The organism is Streptomyces winkii, from assembly GCF_032248595.1.
GTDB lineage: Bacteria > Actinomycetota > Actinomycetes > Streptomycetales > Streptomycetaceae > Streptomyces > Streptomyces winkii.
The window spans coordinates 838601-856045 of record NZ_JASTTH010000003.1; the positions used below are offsets into that span (position 1 = coordinate 838601).

Sequence of the window (17445 nt, forward strand, 5' to 3'; positions counted from 1 at the left end):
TTGGAAGGCGAGTTGTGGTGACGCCGGCCGGCGCTGCGCGAAGTCTTGACCGCTGTTGGTCCCCTGCCTAGCCTCCATTTGCATACGTAGACGGCATCTATGTATGGAGATGGTGACGCCGAGCAGCGCGTCCCTGCAGGTGCCCGCGCGCCGTAACTGGGAGCCGCCGCATGACCGCCGACCTGACCGTCACCGAGGTACGGCTCACCCCCGTCCTCGTCTCGGACCCGCCGCTGCTCAACACACAGGGCGTGCACCAGCCATACGCACCGAGGCTGATCGTCGAGGTCGTCACGGCAGGCGGGGTCACCGGCGTCGGCGAGACCTACGGCGACACCAAGTACCTTGAGCTGGCCCGTCCGTTGGCGGACGCCCTCCCAGGACACCGGGTCAGCGATCTGAACGGGCTGGCAGCACTCGCCGCCACGGTCGAGGTCGACTCCGCGCGCCTCCGGGAGACCGGCGACCTCGGCGGGCTGCGCGGCGTGCAGACCGCCGACAAGCTCCGCCTCTCGGTCGCCTCGGCCTTCGAGGTCGCCTGCCTCGACGCTCTCGGCAAGGCCTGCGACCTGCCCGTGCACGCGCTGCTCGGGCACAAGATGCGGGACCGCGTCGAGTACAGCGCGTACCTCTTCTACCGGTGGGCGCGGCACCCCGGCGGTGTGGGCGAGGCGGACGGCTGGGGCGAGGCAGCCGACCCCGCCGGCATCGTCGGCCAGGCCCGCCGCTTCGTCCGCGACTACGGCTTCCGCTCCTTCAAGCTCAAGGGCGGCGTCCACGAACCGGATCACGAGATCGCCGCCGTACGGGCCCTCGCCGATGCGTTCCCCGGCGCACCCCTCAGGCTCGATCCGAACGGTGCCTGGTCCGTGCCGACTTCGCTGCACGTCGCGGCTGAACTCCGGGACGTGCTCCAGTACTTGGAGGACCCGACCACCGGTATGGCCGGCATGGCGCAGGTCGCCGAGAAGGGGGGAGTGCCGCTGGCCACCAACATGTGCGTGACGACCTTCCCCGAAATACCGGAGGCCTTCAGCGCGGGCGCCGTCCAGGTCGTGTTGAGCGACCACCACTACTGGGGCGGGCTTCACCGTACTCGTGAACTGGCCGCCGTGTGCCGCACGTTCGGTGTCGGTCTGTCCATGCACTCCAACACCCACCTCGGGATCAGCCTCGCGGCGATGACCCATGTGGCCGCGACCGTCCCCAACTTGGACTACGCCTGCGACAGTCACTACCCCTGGCAGGCCGAGGACGTACTCACCAGACGCCTGACCTTCCGCGACGGGTGCGTCGACGTCAGCGACGCACCCGGCCTCGGCGTCGAACTCGACCACGGCAAGCTCGCCGCTCTGCACCGGCGTTGGCTGGACGACGACGGTGCCATGCGCGACCGCGACGACGCCGCTGCCATGCGCAAGGCCGACCCGGACTGGGTCACCCCCGCCGTCCCGCGCTGGTGATCCCTGCCGTTCCCTAGCCGGGCGGCCCCGGACCTTCGTAACCTCCACTGCCCACGCCGCGGGTGGGACGTGCCGGCCGAATCCGCCACGTCAGCCCGCGGGACCGGGCAGTAAAAAGGGACTTGGTCACGCAATCGGTCACGGGTCGGGGACGGAAAGCGGCTTTGGCCTGTTGGCAGCCCGGACGGCCGGGCGATCCTGCGGTCGCTCCGCCGCACCGGCCGCGCTCGTCCACCGGCTGCACCGCCGGGCAGCCCGTTGCTGTCACGTCCCGTACAACCCTGGACGAACCTGGAGTGTCTTCTAGACGACTGCAATACGGACATTGCCGTCATCGCTGTCATCGCATCACTCAACGGGCGAGGCCGCGGAGGGACCCGACGCCGCACCGCGGCCTACGCCGCGGCGTCACCGTTTTCTCCGGGGAACCTGCCGGCCGGCTCCCCGGGTCCTCCCGGGACCCGGCCGCGCTCTCTCCGCCCACGCACAGTCCACAGCGGCTGACCAGCACGGCACAGCAGTTTGAGGGGACCAAGGAGGCTCTCCTGTGCGGTACTTCAGAAGCGTGGCCCTCACGGCCACGGCAGTGTTCACGCTCTCCGGCGGTGCCCTTGTTGCGGCGCCCGCCGCACAGGCTTCCGTGCCCTTCCCGTCCATCGGCTGGCAGCAGCGCAACTGCGACTACGACGGCAACGGTTACGACGATGTGCTGACCGGAGCCCCCGGCGCCACGGTGGGCGGCGCCTCGGGCGCCGGCTACGTCACCGTGCAGTACAGCTCGTCGAGCGGTCTCAGCACCACCAAGAGGAGCGTCCTCAACCAGAACACCTCCGGCGTCCCCGGCGGTGCCGAGGCCGGCGACGGCCTCGGCCGGGCCGTGGCCTCCGGCGACCTGGACAACGACGGCTACGACGACGCGATCGTGGGCATCCCCGGCGAGGACCTGGCCGGGCTGTCCGACGCGGGCGGCGCCATCGTCTTCTGGGGCTCGCCGACCGGGTTGCACGGCAGCGACAGCATCTGGCTGGAGAACCCCGACCAGCCGCGAGCGGGCGCGAACTTCGGGCGGGCCATCGAAGCGGCCCGGTACTTCGCCCCGGACCCTGCCGATCCGGACGCCAACCTGCGCGACAGCATCGCCGTCCTGGAGAACGACACACTGCTGTTCTTCACCGTCCCGCCGGGGGCTGTGGCCCAGCAGCTGAAGCCGGCCGCCGGAGGATCACGGGCGCTGGACGTTGCCCCTGCCGCCGACGGCCTGGCGCTCCGGAGCCTCAGCCACGGCAACTACAACGAGGACTCCTGGGCGGACCTGGCGATCTCCGGGGTCACCACCGGTGACAAGCCGGGCGCCGGTGTCACGCAGGTGCTGCACGGCGCACCGGACGTGGGCGCGATGGGAGACGGCGGCACGTTCGAGGGCGGCCCAGGCATCAACTCCAGCGACTTCAACCACGACGGGCAGGACGATCTCGCCATCGGCAACACGGGTTCTGGCTCGCCGCTGGGCGGTTCCGTCTCCGTCTACCTCGGCAAGGGCGATCTCTCCGGTCTCGACCCGGCCCCGTCGCAGACGTGGACGCAGGACTCCGCGGGGGTTCCCGGCGTGGCCGAGGCGGGCGACATGTGGGGCTCGGAGATGTCGTCCGGCGACACCAACGGCGACGGCCGTCCCGACCTGGCGATCGGCGCACCCGGTGAGGACATCGGCTCCACGCCCGACGCGGGTGCGGTCTGGACACTGCGCGGGGGGCCGGGCGGGCTGACGGCGACCGGGGCACGCAGCTTCGACCAGAACCACGCCGGCATCCCCGGCACAGCGGAGGCCTCGGACCGGTGGGGCGCCCAGGTGCGGCTCATCGACGCCGACAAGAACGGCCTCTTCGGCCTGCTGGCGGCGGCGCCGGGCGAGAACACCAATGACGGCTTCGTATGGGTCCTGCCCGCGTCGTCGTCGGGACTGGTCGCCACGGGTACGTGGACCTACGACGGGGCACGTCTCGGGGCGCCCGTGGCCAACGCGCAGTTCGGAGCGGCGATCGACGAGTGACCCACGCCCCGGCGGGGGCGGCCGGGAGCAGTAAGGTCGAGCGCGGGGCCGGCGGTCCACACCGCAGGTCCCGCGCTCAGCCGCAGGAGACGCCCGCGGAGTGGGGACAGCGGACACCCGGCGCCGGCCAGGCGGCGAGCCGGAGTCGTCGACGGAACGGCGGCTGTCGCGGTCTCGATACGCGGTCACCGCAAGGAGCTTGGCGCCTGCTTGTGCCGGGCCGCCCCCGGTCGACGGGCCTCATCGTGGGCGACGCCTTACGACCAGGGGCTGGTGGACAGGGCGCCCGGCACGCTCACCTGGTCCCGACATCCGGAGCGCAACCATTGAGCCGCGCCAATTGTCAGTCTTGATACCGGTTCATCACCGAACAGGTAGCGCACACCTCTCCGGACATGAACAGACGCGACCAGGGGGAATCTCATGTCACGCCGGATCTCACCTCTCAGAATCTCGGTCTTCGTGGCTGCCGGGCTCATGGCGGCAACGGTGCCCGCCGCGGCCGCTGCAGAGACAGCAGAGACAACTGCCACCGCCCACACGGACAACGGCGGCCACGCCGTCTACTTCAAGGCCGCCCAGGGCCAGTTCAACCACGTCGTCATCACCGACTCCAAGGGCATGACCGAATTCACCATCGACGACGACGTGCCGATCACGCCCGGCACCGGTTGTGTGCATCCCGACACCTCCGACCTCACCAAAGTCGTATGCACCCTCACCGAGTTCGGTGATTTCTGGACCCACGTGTATGCCGATCTGGGTGACCAGAAGGACGACCTCGTCATCAGAGCGGGCAACGAGAACGCCGTCCACGGCGGCACAGGCGACGACACCCTCAACGGCACCGGCCACGAGATCCTCTACGGCGAGGACGGCGACGACACTTTCGTGGGCGGATCCCAACTGGGCGGGGACGGCGACGATTTGCTCACGTCACCGGACTACGGGGCGAACGGCGGCGCGGGCAACGACACCCTGATAGGCACCGACGAGAGCGACACCCTCTCCGGCGGCCCCGGTCACGACTCGCTCCTGGGCCGGGCCGGCAACGACACCCTCTACGGCAACAGTGGCAATGACCTCATCCACGGAGGCGGCGGACAGGACAAGCTCTCCGGAGGTCCCGGAAAGGACAGCGTCCACCAGAACTGACAGCATCGGCTCGCCGGAACGCAGCTCCACCCTCCGGTGGTTGCGGCCTGACCCGTCGGCCTGCCCGGTCGCGGGCCTAAGCCAGCCGGTGCCGGTGACCTGGGTGACGGTGTGGCTCCTCGGCCGCGCCAGGGCCTGTCCGGCCCAGAGCAGAAACGATGCGAGTGTGACCGCTGCTTCGTAACCGCTCACCGGCCGTGGGGACTTCATTGGCGGCGCCGGTCCGGCGTACGGCACACATGCGTACCGGGCGGCACATGTACCGCGCTCGGTCAGTCGCCGCTGTCGTCCCGCTCGTAGGTCACCAGAGGCTTGGGAGGCTGGCCCAACTCCATCAGCTGCATGGCGCCGTCTGCCGTCTCCACGTTGAAGACGGTCTCATGCAGCTCGGGTGGGCAGTTCTTGGTCTCCGTACCCTCCTTGACCTTGAAGTCCCTCAACTCGACGGATGTGACAGAGTTCTTGGTCACCGGGCCGCTCCCCACGCACCGCTTGCCCTTGAGGGTCTCGATGGTCAGCGAGGGGCGCTTCTGCGGGGCTGCCTGTGTGAACGTGAGCCGGTGGCTGCCGTCCTTCGCGCGCCAACTGCCCACGAAGCGCCTGGGGATGGGCTTGTAAACGTCCGACGGCTCGCCGAATCCGGCACCCTTCTTCCAGGTCAGCGTGGTGGTGCCGTCCCACCTCTTGTCCACGAACTGGACCTTGTCCCCGGCGTCGTAGATCTTGGCGGGGGGCCAGCCGTCGAAGCCCTTGGTCAGGTCGGTCTCCCACTTGGTGAGGTCGCCGACGCCCACGGCGGCAATGGACTCCTGCGGGGGCTCGCCGTCCGAGCAGTACAGACCCCAGTTGGCCGTTACCGTGACCGTAGTGCCGTGCGCACGTGCGTCGATGCCCTGGCAGGACTCGGTCTTGGTCTGGTGGATCGTGCTCGGCGCCGACCAGTCGCCGCCCTTGGCTGGCTTGTGCCGCTCAACCAGCCCCTTCTTCTGCACATACTCAAGGGACACCTGGCGCTTGTCCTTGAGCTCGATCACCGTGCGGTTCTCGGTCTCCTTGATGATGCGAGAGTCGATCTTCTCCGGCGTCTCTCCCGCGTCGGTCACCGGCCGGCCCGCGCTGTCCGTCGCGTAAACGGTCGTCATATAGCCGGTGGTTGCCACCACGGCCAGTACTGCCGCACCCGCAAGCACCCTCGCGCGCTTCGAACTCATCACTGCCTTGCCTCCTCCGGTCGGCGACTGGCGCCGACGTCGGTCACGGAATCGCATGCCGCCTCTCGGTGGCGGGTGACGCGACAACGTTGCTAACCGTTTCGGCGACTCTCGAGGACTATGAGCGGAATGTGGGACGCATGCCCTCGCCCACTGACCACGGTCAGACGACCCAGCGGGAGGCGGCAGTTGCACCCGTGACCTCTTCGTAGCGAAGCGGCCCCTGCACGCGCCCTCCCGGGCCGGCGGTCAGGCGCGGCGTGCTGCGGCGCGGGAGTCCCCCTGACATGCGGTTCCCGGCGTCCTCGCAGCGCGGACTTCCACGCAGCGGCGCCACTGGCCGGGAAGTTTCAACACTCCCGGGTCACGTCGTATGTTGCCTACGGTCGTGGACCAAGAGGCATGGGACGCAAGGGATTTGGGGCTGGAGCTGGGGGGCTGGTAGTCCAGCCGTAGATCGTGATCTTGCTGGTGGGGCCGCACACGAACGTCGTTCTCTACGCCCCTAGAGGATGGCGTTTTCGGAGGTCAAGACACGCCGGACGAGTTCAACTGGGCAGGTCGGGCCTGAGCCGGTTCGACGGACAGCTGGCGGCGGATCATGCGTCGTTTCAGGCTCCGACGAGGCTGGTGAGCTCATCGAGCTCCCGTGCGCCGGCCGTAGCGCGATCGACGACGCACGCCGCCTGGCCACCGACTTCATCGACGGCGCCGCTGAACAGCTGCACGTCGACGAGCTCCAGGGACTGGAGGTGCTGGACGTTCCCGGAGGTGATGGACGGGCCGATCGCCTGGAGGGCGAAGCTGGTCGCTGACCCGGAACGGACCACTTCCAGCAGGGACGGGAGCGGCAGGCCGAGCGCCTGGGCCAGGCGCAGCATATCGACGACGTTCTTGTGGTTCATCATCATCAATGCGTTGTTGAACAGCTTGCCGTACTGGCCGGCGCCGATCGGCCCGACGTGGATGACCGAACTGGAGAACGTCGCGAAGATCGGTGTCACTCGTTCGACGACCTGCTGGTCGCCACCCACGATCGTGGTGAGCCGGCGGGCGACGGCGACGGCGTGCCCGCCGCTGACGGGCGCGTCCACGACCTCGATCCCGTAGGGCGCGGCCAGCTGCGCGAGTTCTTGGGCGGCCTGCGGCAGGCCGGTTCCGTGGTTGACCAGTACCGCGCCGTGGCGCATGTTCTCCAGCAGCCCGCCTCGGACGGCTACTTCGATGTTGTCGGAGTCCTGACTGAGGCATAGCCCGACGACGTCGCTCGCGGCGGCGAGTTCGGCGATCGTGGCCTTCGCGGTGTAGGGGTAGTCGACCAGCACTTTCAGCGACTCCGGGCGCCGGGCCCACACGTGAAGTGGATAGCCGCCCTGGGCGAGCGCCTGGGCGATCGGCGCACCCTGGTCCCCGAGTCCGATGAACCCTACTGCGGGCTTGGCGTTGTGCTCAGGCATCCCGGTTCTCCTCTTGGTTTGTGCTGTCGGGCCTGGTCAGGGCGCCCGGGGCGTGACAGGACGTCGGCCCTGGAGGGGGCTACCAGGCGATGGTTCCCTTGGAGTCGAAGAATCCGCCGGTCGGGCCTTCGGGCCCGATGCGAGCCATCTGGACGATGATCTCGGCGCCCTCCTCTACGGTCTGGGCGCCGGCGTGGCGGTTCAGGTCGGTGGCGGTGAACCCTGGGTCGACGGCATTGATCTTCACGCCGGGGAACGCCTTCGAGTACTGGACCGTGAGCATATTGACCGCCGCCTTCGAGGACGGGTAAGCGATGTCGGGGTAGAAGTGCGCAGGCGAGTCCGGGTTTGCAAGGTCGCGCGTCAGCGAGGCGCCGCTGCTGACATTGACCACGACCGGGGCAGCGGAGCGTTGCAGCAGCGGCAGGAAGGCGTGGAGCATCCGAACCTGGCCGAACACGTTGGTCTCGAACACGGTGCGCAGCAACTCGGCGCTCACCTCGGTGGCGGGGACGAAGCCACCATCGGCCGTGCGCGGCTCGATCCCGGCGTTGTTGACCAGAACGTCGAGGACGCCGTCGGCCTCAATGGCCTTGGCCGCGGCAGTGACCGAGGTGTCGTCGGTGACGTCGAGCTGAATGAAACGCGCACCCAATTGCTCAGCAGCACGGCGGCCCCTTTCGGGACTCCTGGCACCGACGTAGACCGTGTGGCCTGCTGCGACGAGTCGTCGGGCGGCTTCATAGCCGAGGCCCTTGTTCGCGCCGGTGATGAGTGTTGTCGTCATGGCCTTGTTCTCCTGCCGTATGTCACGAAGGTATTGATCGCATGCGCAGCAAATCGTGTGCATGCGGTGGCCAGTCCAGAGACCTCTTAGCTTTCTGAATACAGCGAGTCGATGACCGAAATGCGGAGTATACAACCGTTTGCCTGTTTGGTCGGTGTCAGCAATCACGAACGATCAAGGTGGTACGCGAAGCAGCGCAGTGCTGACCAAGCGGTGATAGCAAGGGCCGCGAGCGCGAACTCGGGGGCCCCAAGACGGCATGAGCCACTCGCTGCAGATCCCGTCACTTCCCGCATCTCCCGGAGCTTGCTCCTGTCGCCGGGGTGCTCTATGGCCAGCTCCAGGACCCCGGGTATTGGGTCCCCTACGCGGATGCCGCGTCCACGCTGGGCCGGCTGGTGGATGGGGGTGTGGTGGTGGGTGTGGTCAGTGATGTGGGGTGGGATCTACGGGCCACTTTCGCTCATCACGGTGTGGAGGGCTACGTCTCGTCCTGGGTGCATTCCTACGAACATGGCACGGAGAAGCCGGATCCGTTCCTCTTCCATCAGGCGTGCCGGGAGCTTGGCAGCGAGCCTGCCGAGACGCTCATGGTGGGCGATCATCCCGCCAAGGACGGTGGTGCGGTTGGGGTGGGGCTGCGTTGCCTGGTTCTTCCTGCGGGGGCGGCGCCCGGCTCATATCGGGGGTTGGAGGCGGTTTTGCGTCTTGCTGGCCTTGCCCCGGTGTTGGAGACGAGCGGGGCAGCGTCGCTTCTTCGTGGAGGGTGAGCTCGAACCCTGGCCGTGACGGTGGGGCGTTCACGGGTCACGGGTCACGGGGGGCGCGCCGGGATCTGGCGGTGGATGGGTTGCGTGGGGCTGGCCGGGTGTGGGGGCAGCAAGGTCGAGTGCGGGGTCGGCGGTCCACACCGTAGGTCCCGCGCTCAGCCGTTTCAGCTCGCTCTTTGCCGTGCCGAACCGGAGTCGACGCCGGGCCCGGGGCCGGGGCCGGGGGGGGGCTAGGGGATGGTGCTGTTCCTGGTGGCTTCCTGCTGTTTTCGGTGGTGTCCTGCTGTTCCTGGCGACGTCTGCTGTTTTCGGTGATTCCTGCTGCTTGCGAGGGTCTTCATGGTTCATGGGCCTGTTGGGGCGGTGAGTGTGGCGGGAGGGGTGAGGGGTGGGCAGGTTTGTGTTGGTGCCGGGGGCGGGAGGGGCGGCCTGGTACTGGCATCGTGTGGTGCCGGAGTTGCGGGTCCGGGGGCATGAGGCGGTCGCGGTTGATCTGCCGGGTGCCGATGCGTTTGCGGGGCTGTCCGCGTATACCGAGCGGGTGGTCGGTGCGATCGGTGATCATGATGGTGTGGTGCTGGTGGCTCAGTCGTTGGGCGGTTTCACCGCTGCGATGGCTTGTGCGCGGGTGCCGGTGGGTCTGCTGGTGCTGGTCAACGCGATGATTCCGCTGCCGGGCGAGACTCCCGGGCAGTGGTGGGATAACACGGGGTCGGAGGCGGCCCGCGTCGCGGCGGCCGAGGCGGGCGGCTACCCTGTTCAGTTCGATCTGGACACTTATTTCCTGCACGACGTACCGGCCGAGGTCGCCGCCGCCGGCGCGGCGTCGTCTTCGGCCGGCCCTGCGACATCGAACGGTGGCCGGAGGTGTCCACACGCGTTCTTGCGGCTGCCGAGGATCGGTTCTTTCCCCCGCGGTTCCAGCGCCGGGTCGCCCGCGACCGTCTGGGGATCACCGCGGACGACGTCCCCGGCGGTCATCTGGTCGCGTTGTCGCGCCCGGTCGAACTCGTCGACCGGCTGACCGGGTATCTGCCCTGAGACGCACCGTGCCGCCCCTTTGGCGGTGGGGCGGCGGCTCTCAACGGCTCTCAGTGGCTCTCAACTCCCTGCCATTCTCTGTGAGTTCGTTGGTTGATCCGCCCCCCCTCTTTGCTGCTGGCTCCCGTCGCCGAGCGCCGCGGCTGAACGTCGTCGCTGAACGAAGCGGTAAGGACGGCGGGTGGCACGGGGTGAAGCCGCGTTCCCCTGCCAGGGAGCCGTACTGCAGTGGCCGTGCGGGGGCCTCGCCGGGGCTGTGCCAGCAGGCGGCCACGGCCCGTGCGGCTTTCTGCCGCACCGTCAGTGCCTCTCGGCGGGTGCCGGCATCAGTCGGCCCTTGCCCCCTGCCCGATGAGGCCGGGCAGCGGCGGAGATCCACCGCACCTGGGCCCAGCTGGAGCGTGTAGGTGGGCGCGGCTGCTCACTGTGGCGGGCGAGGTGCGCGCAGATCTCCCGCGGCTCGGCGGCGGGGTTTGGCGGGTGGAGCGGGTGTCCCGGGCTCGGTGGACGAGCGTCTTCCAGTTCACCGTCCGGCCCGTATCCCAGGCCGGCGCAACACGGCTCAAGCGGTCCGTGGGCGTTCCGAGATCATGTGGTGGGTACCGTGGCGCGGGCAAGAGGATCACTCGGCGCGTTCGTACGAGCTCCTCGCGGCTCGGTCCCGGAGCAGGTAGGTCTTTGTGCGGGTGAATTCACTGGCGGGCGAGGGTGAAGTGAAGGCCTTCTGGGAGGGGTTGGGCTGCCAGGAGAGCAGCTGGCAGCAGTCGTTTTCGGCGGATGGACCTGTTCGTGCTGCGATGCTGCGCACTGTTCTGCGGGTCTGCATGCTGGCTGACTCGATGACGGAGCGGACCGGGTGGGGTGCAGCGGTAACGGCCTCACGACCGTTGTAACGGGGTGTAATTGGTCTCACTGGCCGCACGCGCGCCTTCCCGTTTTTGAAGGTTCCCTGCGAACTCTCGGCCCCGGATGTGGACGCCGTTACCGGGATGCGCGGGTTCGGACTGCGTCTTGCATACGGCATGTTGGTGCCCTTTCCGCCTTGCTTGTGCTTCGAATCGTTCGTCGCCAGGGCGTTGAACGTCTGCGTAGGGGGTAGCGGGGGATGGGTGGTGAGGTTCCGTCCGGGCTGGCTGGTGAGGTCCTGGATGGTGTCGGGATCGGCTGGCCCGGGGTGGATGAGGGCCGACTGCCGTGAAATGGCCGGGGCCGTAGGGGAGTTCATGGAGCGGGAGTTCGTGGAGAGGTTCGAGGGGCCACCGGGGGGCGAGGCGCGCGCTGCGGTCAACCGCACCTTGGTCTCCAGGTGTGCCGTGCCCGCTCGACGCGCTTCAGGGGCGCGGGGGTCAGGGCCGAGGGCTTCCCTCTGGGCAAGGGCCTGAGGTCTCTCGCCTGTCCGCCGCTGCGTGCGGCGTGGTTGTGGACGTCATCTACGGTGTGAAGTCCGGGCTGAGGTGAGCTCGGCGCGATGCGCCTCGGTCGGCATCTCCGCGCGCCTGGCCCTTGTTGCCGGCGGCCTGTCCGCCGTTGGTTGGCGCCCGGGGTGACGGGGGCGATGCGGGGAGCTGATCCGCCGGCATTCATCAAGGAGGGCCGAGAGGGGAGATCGTCTCCCGGCTGATGATGGAGGTGATCGAGCTGGCTGAAGCGCCGGGTCGCAGCGGGGGGTTCGAGCCGGCCGGCGAGGCTGCGCAGTGTTTGTGCGAGCCGCTGCCGCGAGGACCCGGCAAGCTTCCGGAAGACGCGACCCAGGACATGGCCCCTGCCGTTCGTGGCGCCTGGGGATGGTGCAGGTGGTGGTGGCGGCTGGCCCAGGCCGTGGACCGCGACGGCGTCGGCGTCGGCCGGGAAGCCCGTGGAGTCGCCCGCTGCGCCGCGAGGGTGGCTGCCACGTCGAGATCCACCCTCGACGATTCCGGTCGCGGCGATCGCGGGCCTAAGCCCCCTGACGGCCCGGTACAGGTGACGTCGTGCGCCTTTGACGGTGTGCCGTGTGGCATACGGTGCGCCGGGTCAGGGGAGGTGCGCGGTGGGGGCGGGGCCGTCTGGTACGTCGTGTCTCGCGTGGCTCGGGCTCGGGAACCCGCTGCCCGGCGATCTCCGGCTCGGCCTGCGCGGCGGCCGGCACCGGCTCCTGCTTCCGCTCCGCGGGAACTGAGGCGGGCGTGCGGCCGTACGCGTCGTGGCCCGCGCTGGCCGCAGGGTCCGTGCGGGGTCCGTGCGGCGGCAGAAGAAGGGTCTGCTGCTCGTGTTCGCTTCCCGTCGCGGCGCCTCGATTCCCTCGCCTCAATTCCTTCGCCTGGATTCCTTGTCCGTGCTGGCAGGGCTGGTGAGGTGTCAGCTCCGGTCTTGCGGCACGCAGGTGCGGTGTTGTGCGGGGATCTTCCGGCCAAGGCCCGTTCGGTCCTTACAGAAATGTGTAAGGCAGGGGTTTTAGCACGTCAACATCCTGTGGCTTACGGGATGTTAGGGTGGTGCTTACGTTTTGGTGGTGGGAGTGGGGCGGGATGCCTGACGCGTCGACCGTTGGTACCGAGCAGGCCCGTAAGGAGCTGTTCCGGCTGCTGGAGGCCGGTGAGCAGGTGGTCATCACGCGGGAGTCGCAGCGCGCCGTCCTCGCACCACTGCAGACCCTGTCCGAGCGGCAGCGCACGGCGCTTGCGTCCTGGCCCTCTCACGCTCTCACGCGGGCTCGGAGCACCCTGGGGAACCTCGTCGCACAGGCCCACGCTGGTGCTCCGCAGCGCCTGACCAAGCGGGGACGGGACGTGGCGGCTCTGCTTCCCGCCGACGCCCCGTCGACCCCGGCCGCCCCGTCGACCCCGGCCGCCCCGTCGACCCCGGCCGCCCCGTCGACCCCGGCCGCCCCGTCGACCTCGGCCACCACCTCGGCGACCTCGGTGCAGGTTGCCGTCGCCGGCGGTGCGGTATCGCCGGCTCGGACGGCTCCCGCTGAACTCGCCCACGGGCGCCGCCGGTTGACCGCTCCTGCGGCGGCGCTCGACTCGCTGGCCACCACCGGCCGCGCCCCGCTCTCCTACGGACTGCCCGCGCTCGATGACGCGACCGGGGGTCTGCTGCCCGGCCGCCTCGCCCTCGTGGCCGCCGCGCCCGGCGTCGGCGGGAGCCTGCTGGCGGTGTCCGCGGCCCGGGACGCCGCCGTCGTGCACGGCCGCACCGTCCTGTACGCGGCGTCGGGACCGTCCGCGACGGACGTCTCCTGCCGTGTCGCCGCGGCCCACGCGGGCGCCAACTACCAGCTGCTGCGCGCCGGCACCCTGGACGCGCCCGCGGAGGTACGCGCCGCGGTCGACGCGGCCCGTAACGTGCCGCTGTTCGTCGACGACGGCGAGGACCTCGACATCAGCGCGATCGCGGGCACCGTCGCCGATGTGGAGGGTCTGGCCCTGCTCGTGGTCGACCGTCTCCAGGCCGCTGGCGACCCGGCCGTGCCGCTGTCCGGCGACGCTTTGCCCGCGGCGACGCGCGAGCTGGTGCGCCTCGCCCGGGAACACCAGCTGCCGGTGCTCGCGGCCGTCGACACCGACGACCCCGCCGTCCTGACCAGGCTGCGCGCCGACGTCGTCCTCCGCCTGGAGCGGGACGGCGAGACCGCCCGACTCACCGTCGCCGACTCCGACTTCGGCACCGACCCCCACGACGTGACCGCGGTGCGGCTGCGCCCGGATTTCCTGCGCGCCCGCTTCCTCGACGCCCCCGCCCCCGAACAGGCGGCGGCGCTCCCCGAATCCGCACCTGCACCAGCGGCCGCGCAAACGGCGGCTGCGCTCCCCGCCGCCCCCGCACCACACCCCGGGCTCAACTCCCCGGAAACCCCTCCGGCAGCGCCCGCTGCCGCGCCCCCGACGAAGCCACCCAACTCCCGCCCTGCGGCGGCGCGTTCGGGCTCCGTCGACACCGACGTCATCGAGCAGATCCACGCCACCGTCACCGACGCCCTCGACGCCGCCGGAGGCGACGCGGACGCCGCGATCAAGGCGCTGGACAAGCGAGCCGTGCCCGACGTCATGTCCTGGTTCGACCGCACCCGCAAAGGCTCCCGCTACGAGCACTCCAGCTTCCCGCCCAAGCTCGCCCAGCTCCAGAAAGAAGGCCAGAAGAAAGGCGCCGATGCCATCTGGGAAGGCCGCCTGAACTGGAAGAACATGAACATCCGCACAGACGCCACCCCCCGCGAGGTCGTCGCGCTCGATGCCAACGCCGCCTACCTGTCCGCGTTCAAGACCTACCTGCCGATCGGACAGCTCACCCAGGACACCAGCGGCACCCACGACCCCAAGCGCGCAGGCATCCACCTGATCACCCCGCCCGCCTGGGACCACACCGATCTGCCCTCCCCCCTCGGAGACCGCCGCACAGCCGGCCAGGTGTGGGTGAGCGAACCGACCCTCCGCCTCCTCCAGCGCTGCGCCCGGGAGACCCTGTGCGACGCACCGGCCATCCATGAGTCCTGGACGTCCGGCGGCACGGAGAACGTACTGGAGAAGCTGCGCCGCACCATCGCCCAGGTACGCCGCGAAGCGATCGAGCACGGCGACGACGTCACAACCGAATACCTCAAGGCCGCCTACTCCAAGTTCGTCTCCACCATGGGGGAGTCCACCTACAACCGCGAGATCCGCCGCCCGGACTGGATGCACATCCTGCGCTCCCAGGCCTACGCCAACCTCTGGCTCAAAGCCCGCCGCGCGCACCAGGCCGGGCTCGACATCGTCGAAGTCACCGGCACCGACGAACTCCACGTCTCCGGCGACTGGCGACAGGTGTTCACAGAAGGAAGAGACCTGTCGGAGATGAAGCCCAAACGCACCTACACCCTCGGAGCCGCTGAGTGACCGCGCGGGACGAGTGGGGCGAATACAGCAAGTACCACGCCCGCGGCATCCCCGGCGCCCAAGCCCTCGCCGCAGAACTCGACCGGATCGTACGAGAGACCGGCATCCGCAGCCCCGTCACCACCCGCCGCGGCCTACGCGCCCGGCTCCACTACCTCGACAGCCCCGCCGGCCGCAACGCCCTAAAAAACGCCGGCGTACGCCCCGCCACGCTGCGCCGCTGGCAGACCGGCACAGCCTCGCCCTCCCGCCGGTCGCGCGAACGGATCGAAGAGGCCTACCGGAACCTGCGCAGCCACAACATGCTCCGCTCCGGCGCCCTGACCAAACGCCTCAACCAGGCAGGCGCCGGCACCCGCCTCGAGATCTACCCCGTCGACCAGACCGCCGTCCGCACCCCGCACCGCCGCGACGTCCAGCAACGCTCCATCCGGGTCCTGGACTGGCACAACATCGTCGCCGCCTGGGACGCCGGCGACACCACCCGGCTCGAAGCCGAGTGGGACGACATCATCACCGACCTCGGCTCGGAGTACGACGCGTACGCCTACGTCTCCGGCGTCGGCATCGCCGCCTGACAACCCGACAAGCCCCGCCGGCACCGACGATGAGGAAACACAGGCAGAATCGCCGACGCGCGCCCCCTCCGCCCCGACGGCGCGGCCGGCGCTGTCAAAGCCCGAAGCATGGCTCGTCCGCAACAAGCAAGTCGGGCGCGCCCTCCTACCCGTCGGCGCGCAGCGCCCAGACGACCTGAGGTCACCCTCGGCACACTCCGCCCCGACATCGTCCTCGACGCCGTGCCAGAGCATCGACACCGAGCGGCAACTCGCCGTCACCCGAGCCGAACAACTGGCCACCACGCTCACACCGGACACGCTGCGCCACCACCCTCCCCACGAGACCGCACAACACACCCGTACGGCTGCACAGGAGGCCGCGCGGGACGGCAAGGAAGCAGGCGCGCCCAGCCTGTCCTGGAAGCTGTACAACGCGATCCGGCGAGCCCGCCCATCTCGCTGCGACATGCGGAACGTCCATCGCGGACACGGAGGGTCTGGCCCTGCTCGTGGCTGACCGTTTCCAGACCGCGGGCGATCCGACTGTGCCGCTGTCAGGTGAGGCACTACCCGCCTGGACGCGCGACCGACCTGTGCGCCTCGCTCGGTGAACACCAACTGCCAGTGGCCCGCGGCGCGTTCAGGCTCCGCCGACCGGGGACGTTGGCCCTGTACACGAGTAGCGACAGCACTTGATCGTCGCTTCGAAACGCGGGCAGACAACGCCCCGTTCGATGTTCATGAGAACTCACAGCACCCGGCGAGCGAACTTGCCGCGATCTGCCACGCTGCTGGAATGACCTTCGACTACCCCGGCGAAGTCCAGACGCGGCCCGCTGAGGCCCACGACTGGGGAGCCCTTACCCAACTCGACCCCGTCTCGGCAGGAGGCGACGCAGCGCGGTGCGCGAACATCCGGCGATGGTGCGAGGAGGGCTCCCTCATCATCGCCGATGAGTCACGCGACCCCTTGGGCTACGGCGTGCTGGAGTACACCTTCTTCGAGCAGGGTTCATCACGATGCTGATGGTTGCGCCCGAAGCCCGCCGACGCGGCGTTGGGGCGCACCTCCTACGAGCTCTTGAGACTACCTGCGTCACCCCGAAGCTCTTCACTTCGACGAACGTCTCGAATCACCCGATGCAGCAACTGCTGCAGCACAGCGATTGGTGCCCCGTCGGCCTTCTCCACGGCCTCGACGAGGGCGACCCGGAGCTCTTCTACATCTGTCCGGATGAACGCCTGCACGGAGGCCGCTAGGCCCTGAGTGCTGTCAAAACCCGTGAACCGATCGACTCGCCCTACGGCAGACGCCCCCCAAGTGGCGCGCAAGTGCTGTCGTCTCTCGTGAACCGAGCCAGGAACGTCATCGAGCAGGTTGCTGCGAGCCCCGACAGGAACCTCACAGTAGGCGAGCGAGTTCAAGGCCATGGCGCGCCCAGGAAAACCCAACCCGTATCCAGGCAGTGCGCGAGGCAAAGCTGGCGGCACACCTGCGGCATTTCAAGCCAGCCCGCTGCGGGTCCACCTCAAGCCGGCCCGAGCCGCGGTACTTGTGGGAGCAGGCAAGCCAGGAGGTACGAGGATTCTCCTGAGCCGTCAACGTCACAGCACCCCTGATGACTTGGTGACCACCGCGCAGATCTCAGCCGCGCCCTGGTACAAGTGCACCTCGACTACGGGTCAACATGCGGGAGTTGGAGCAAGCTGAAGCCCGCAGAAAGATCCGGCGATCGAAATTGCGGTGCGGCAGGGTACGAACTGGTAGAGCACCAAAAGAGGTTCAAGCAACCCCCTGGGTTCCGGTGCCATGCGTGCGGAGCGATCGTCCGTTGCGGCTCTTCCGGTCAATTCGGGACGGGAGAGCCGAACTCTCGTGAAAATCAGTGGATTTCGCGAGGGCTGAGGCAACTCGTCAGTCCCGTAGCCCGCTTCCGGCGCGAAGCGCCGGCGCCTTTTACTCCCAACTCGGGAAGTTGGACTGGATCGGCACCACAAGATCAACCCGGAGGGTTGATGCACCGTCAATAACCGGGCGGAGCCCGGTTATTGACGGCAGCACACGAAGTGTGCTAGCGGCATTCCTCCGGAGGAG

At 69.0% G+C, this 17445-nt stretch carries 11 protein-coding genes and 1 pseudogene; 9 read left to right on the forward strand and 3 right to left on the reverse strand.

The features are described 5' to 3' along the window. Positions 1 to 170: 170 nt before the first annotated feature. From QQM67_RS12190 to QQM67_RS12200, 3 genes are all read left to right on the forward strand, one after another. The gene (locus QQM67_RS12190; protein WP_314173720.1) at positions 171 to 1463 is read left to right on the forward strand and encodes a glucarate dehydratase family protein; all 1293 of its coding nucleotides are present in this window, start codon (positions 171 to 173) and stop codon (positions 1461 to 1463) included. A gap of 547 nt (positions 1464 to 2010) precedes the next feature. Beyond that, the gene (locus tag QQM67_RS12195) at positions 2011 to 3513 is read left to right on the forward strand and encodes an FG-GAP repeat protein (protein ID WP_314173721.1); all 1503 of its coding nucleotides are present in this window, start codon (positions 2011 to 2013) and stop codon (positions 3511 to 3513) included. Between the two features lie 462 nt (positions 3514 to 3975). Next, a complete protein-coding gene (locus QQM67_RS12200) occupies positions 3976 to 4668 on the forward strand; it encodes a calcium-binding protein (RefSeq protein WP_314173722.1) in 693 nt (230 codons plus the stop codon). 272 nt (positions 4669 to 4940) lie between these two features. Here the strand turns inward: QQM67_RS12200 and QQM67_RS12205 are convergent, their stop codons facing one another. From QQM67_RS12205 to QQM67_RS12215, 3 genes are all read right to left on the reverse strand, one after another. Continuing rightward, positions 4941 to 5879, reverse strand: a complete 939-nt coding sequence (locus QQM67_RS12205) for a hypothetical protein (RefSeq protein WP_314173723.1) — start codon at positions 5877 to 5879, stop codon at positions 4941 to 4943. Between the two features lie 611 nt (positions 5880 to 6490). Then, positions 6491 to 7336, reverse strand: coding sequence for an NAD(P)-dependent oxidoreductase (locus QQM67_RS12210; RefSeq protein ID WP_314173724.1), 846 nt, complete (start codon positions 7334 to 7336; stop codon positions 6491 to 6493). 79 nt (positions 7337 to 7415) lie between these two features. Then, positions 7416 to 8123: an SDR family NAD(P)-dependent oxidoreductase gene (locus QQM67_RS12215; RefSeq protein WP_314173725.1), complete on the reverse strand. Its 708-nt coding sequence runs from the start codon at positions 8121 to 8123 to the stop codon at positions 7416 to 7418. A 323-nt stretch (positions 8124 to 8446) separates the two neighbouring features. On the opposite strand from QQM67_RS12215, the gene QQM67_RS12220 reads away from it, so the two are divergent. The 6 genes and pseudogenes from QQM67_RS12220 to QQM67_RS12245 all read left to right on the forward strand — a co-directional run. Continuing rightward, the gene (locus QQM67_RS12220; protein WP_314173726.1) at positions 8447 to 8893 is read left to right on the forward strand and encodes an HAD family hydrolase; all 447 of its coding nucleotides are present in this window, start codon (positions 8447 to 8449) and stop codon (positions 8891 to 8893) included. A 445-nt stretch (positions 8894 to 9338) separates the two neighbouring features. Next, positions 9339 to 9917 (forward strand): alpha/beta fold hydrolase, encoded by a 579-nt coding sequence (locus tag QQM67_RS12225; RefSeq protein ID WP_314173727.1) that lies wholly within the window; start codon positions 9339 to 9341, stop codon positions 9915 to 9917. A 2524-nt stretch (positions 9918 to 12441) separates the two neighbouring features. Beyond that, positions 12442 to 14790 carry a DnaB-like helicase C-terminal domain-containing protein gene (locus QQM67_RS12230; RefSeq protein WP_314173728.1) on the forward strand — a complete coding sequence of 783 codons (2349 nt, stop codon included), beginning with the start codon at positions 12442 to 12444 and terminating at the stop codon, positions 14788 to 14790. After that, the gene (locus QQM67_RS12235; protein WP_314173729.1) at positions 14787 to 15368 is read left to right on the forward strand and encodes a hypothetical protein; all 582 of its coding nucleotides are present in this window, start codon (positions 14787 to 14789) and stop codon (positions 15366 to 15368) included. The genes QQM67_RS12230 and QQM67_RS12235 overlap by 4 nt, the downstream gene beginning before the upstream one ends. A gap of 778 nt (positions 15369 to 16146) precedes the next feature. After that, positions 16147 to 16377: a hypothetical protein gene (locus QQM67_RS12240; RefSeq protein ID WP_314173730.1), complete on the forward strand. Its 231-nt coding sequence runs from the start codon at positions 16147 to 16149 to the stop codon at positions 16375 to 16377. Continuing rightward, positions 16377 to 16445: pseudogene (locus tag QQM67_RS12245) on the forward strand (GNAT family N-acetyltransferase); the annotation flags it as partial. The gene QQM67_RS12240 and the pseudogene QQM67_RS12245, both read left to right, overlap by 1 nt. Positions 16446 to 17445: the final 1000 nt, after the last annotated feature.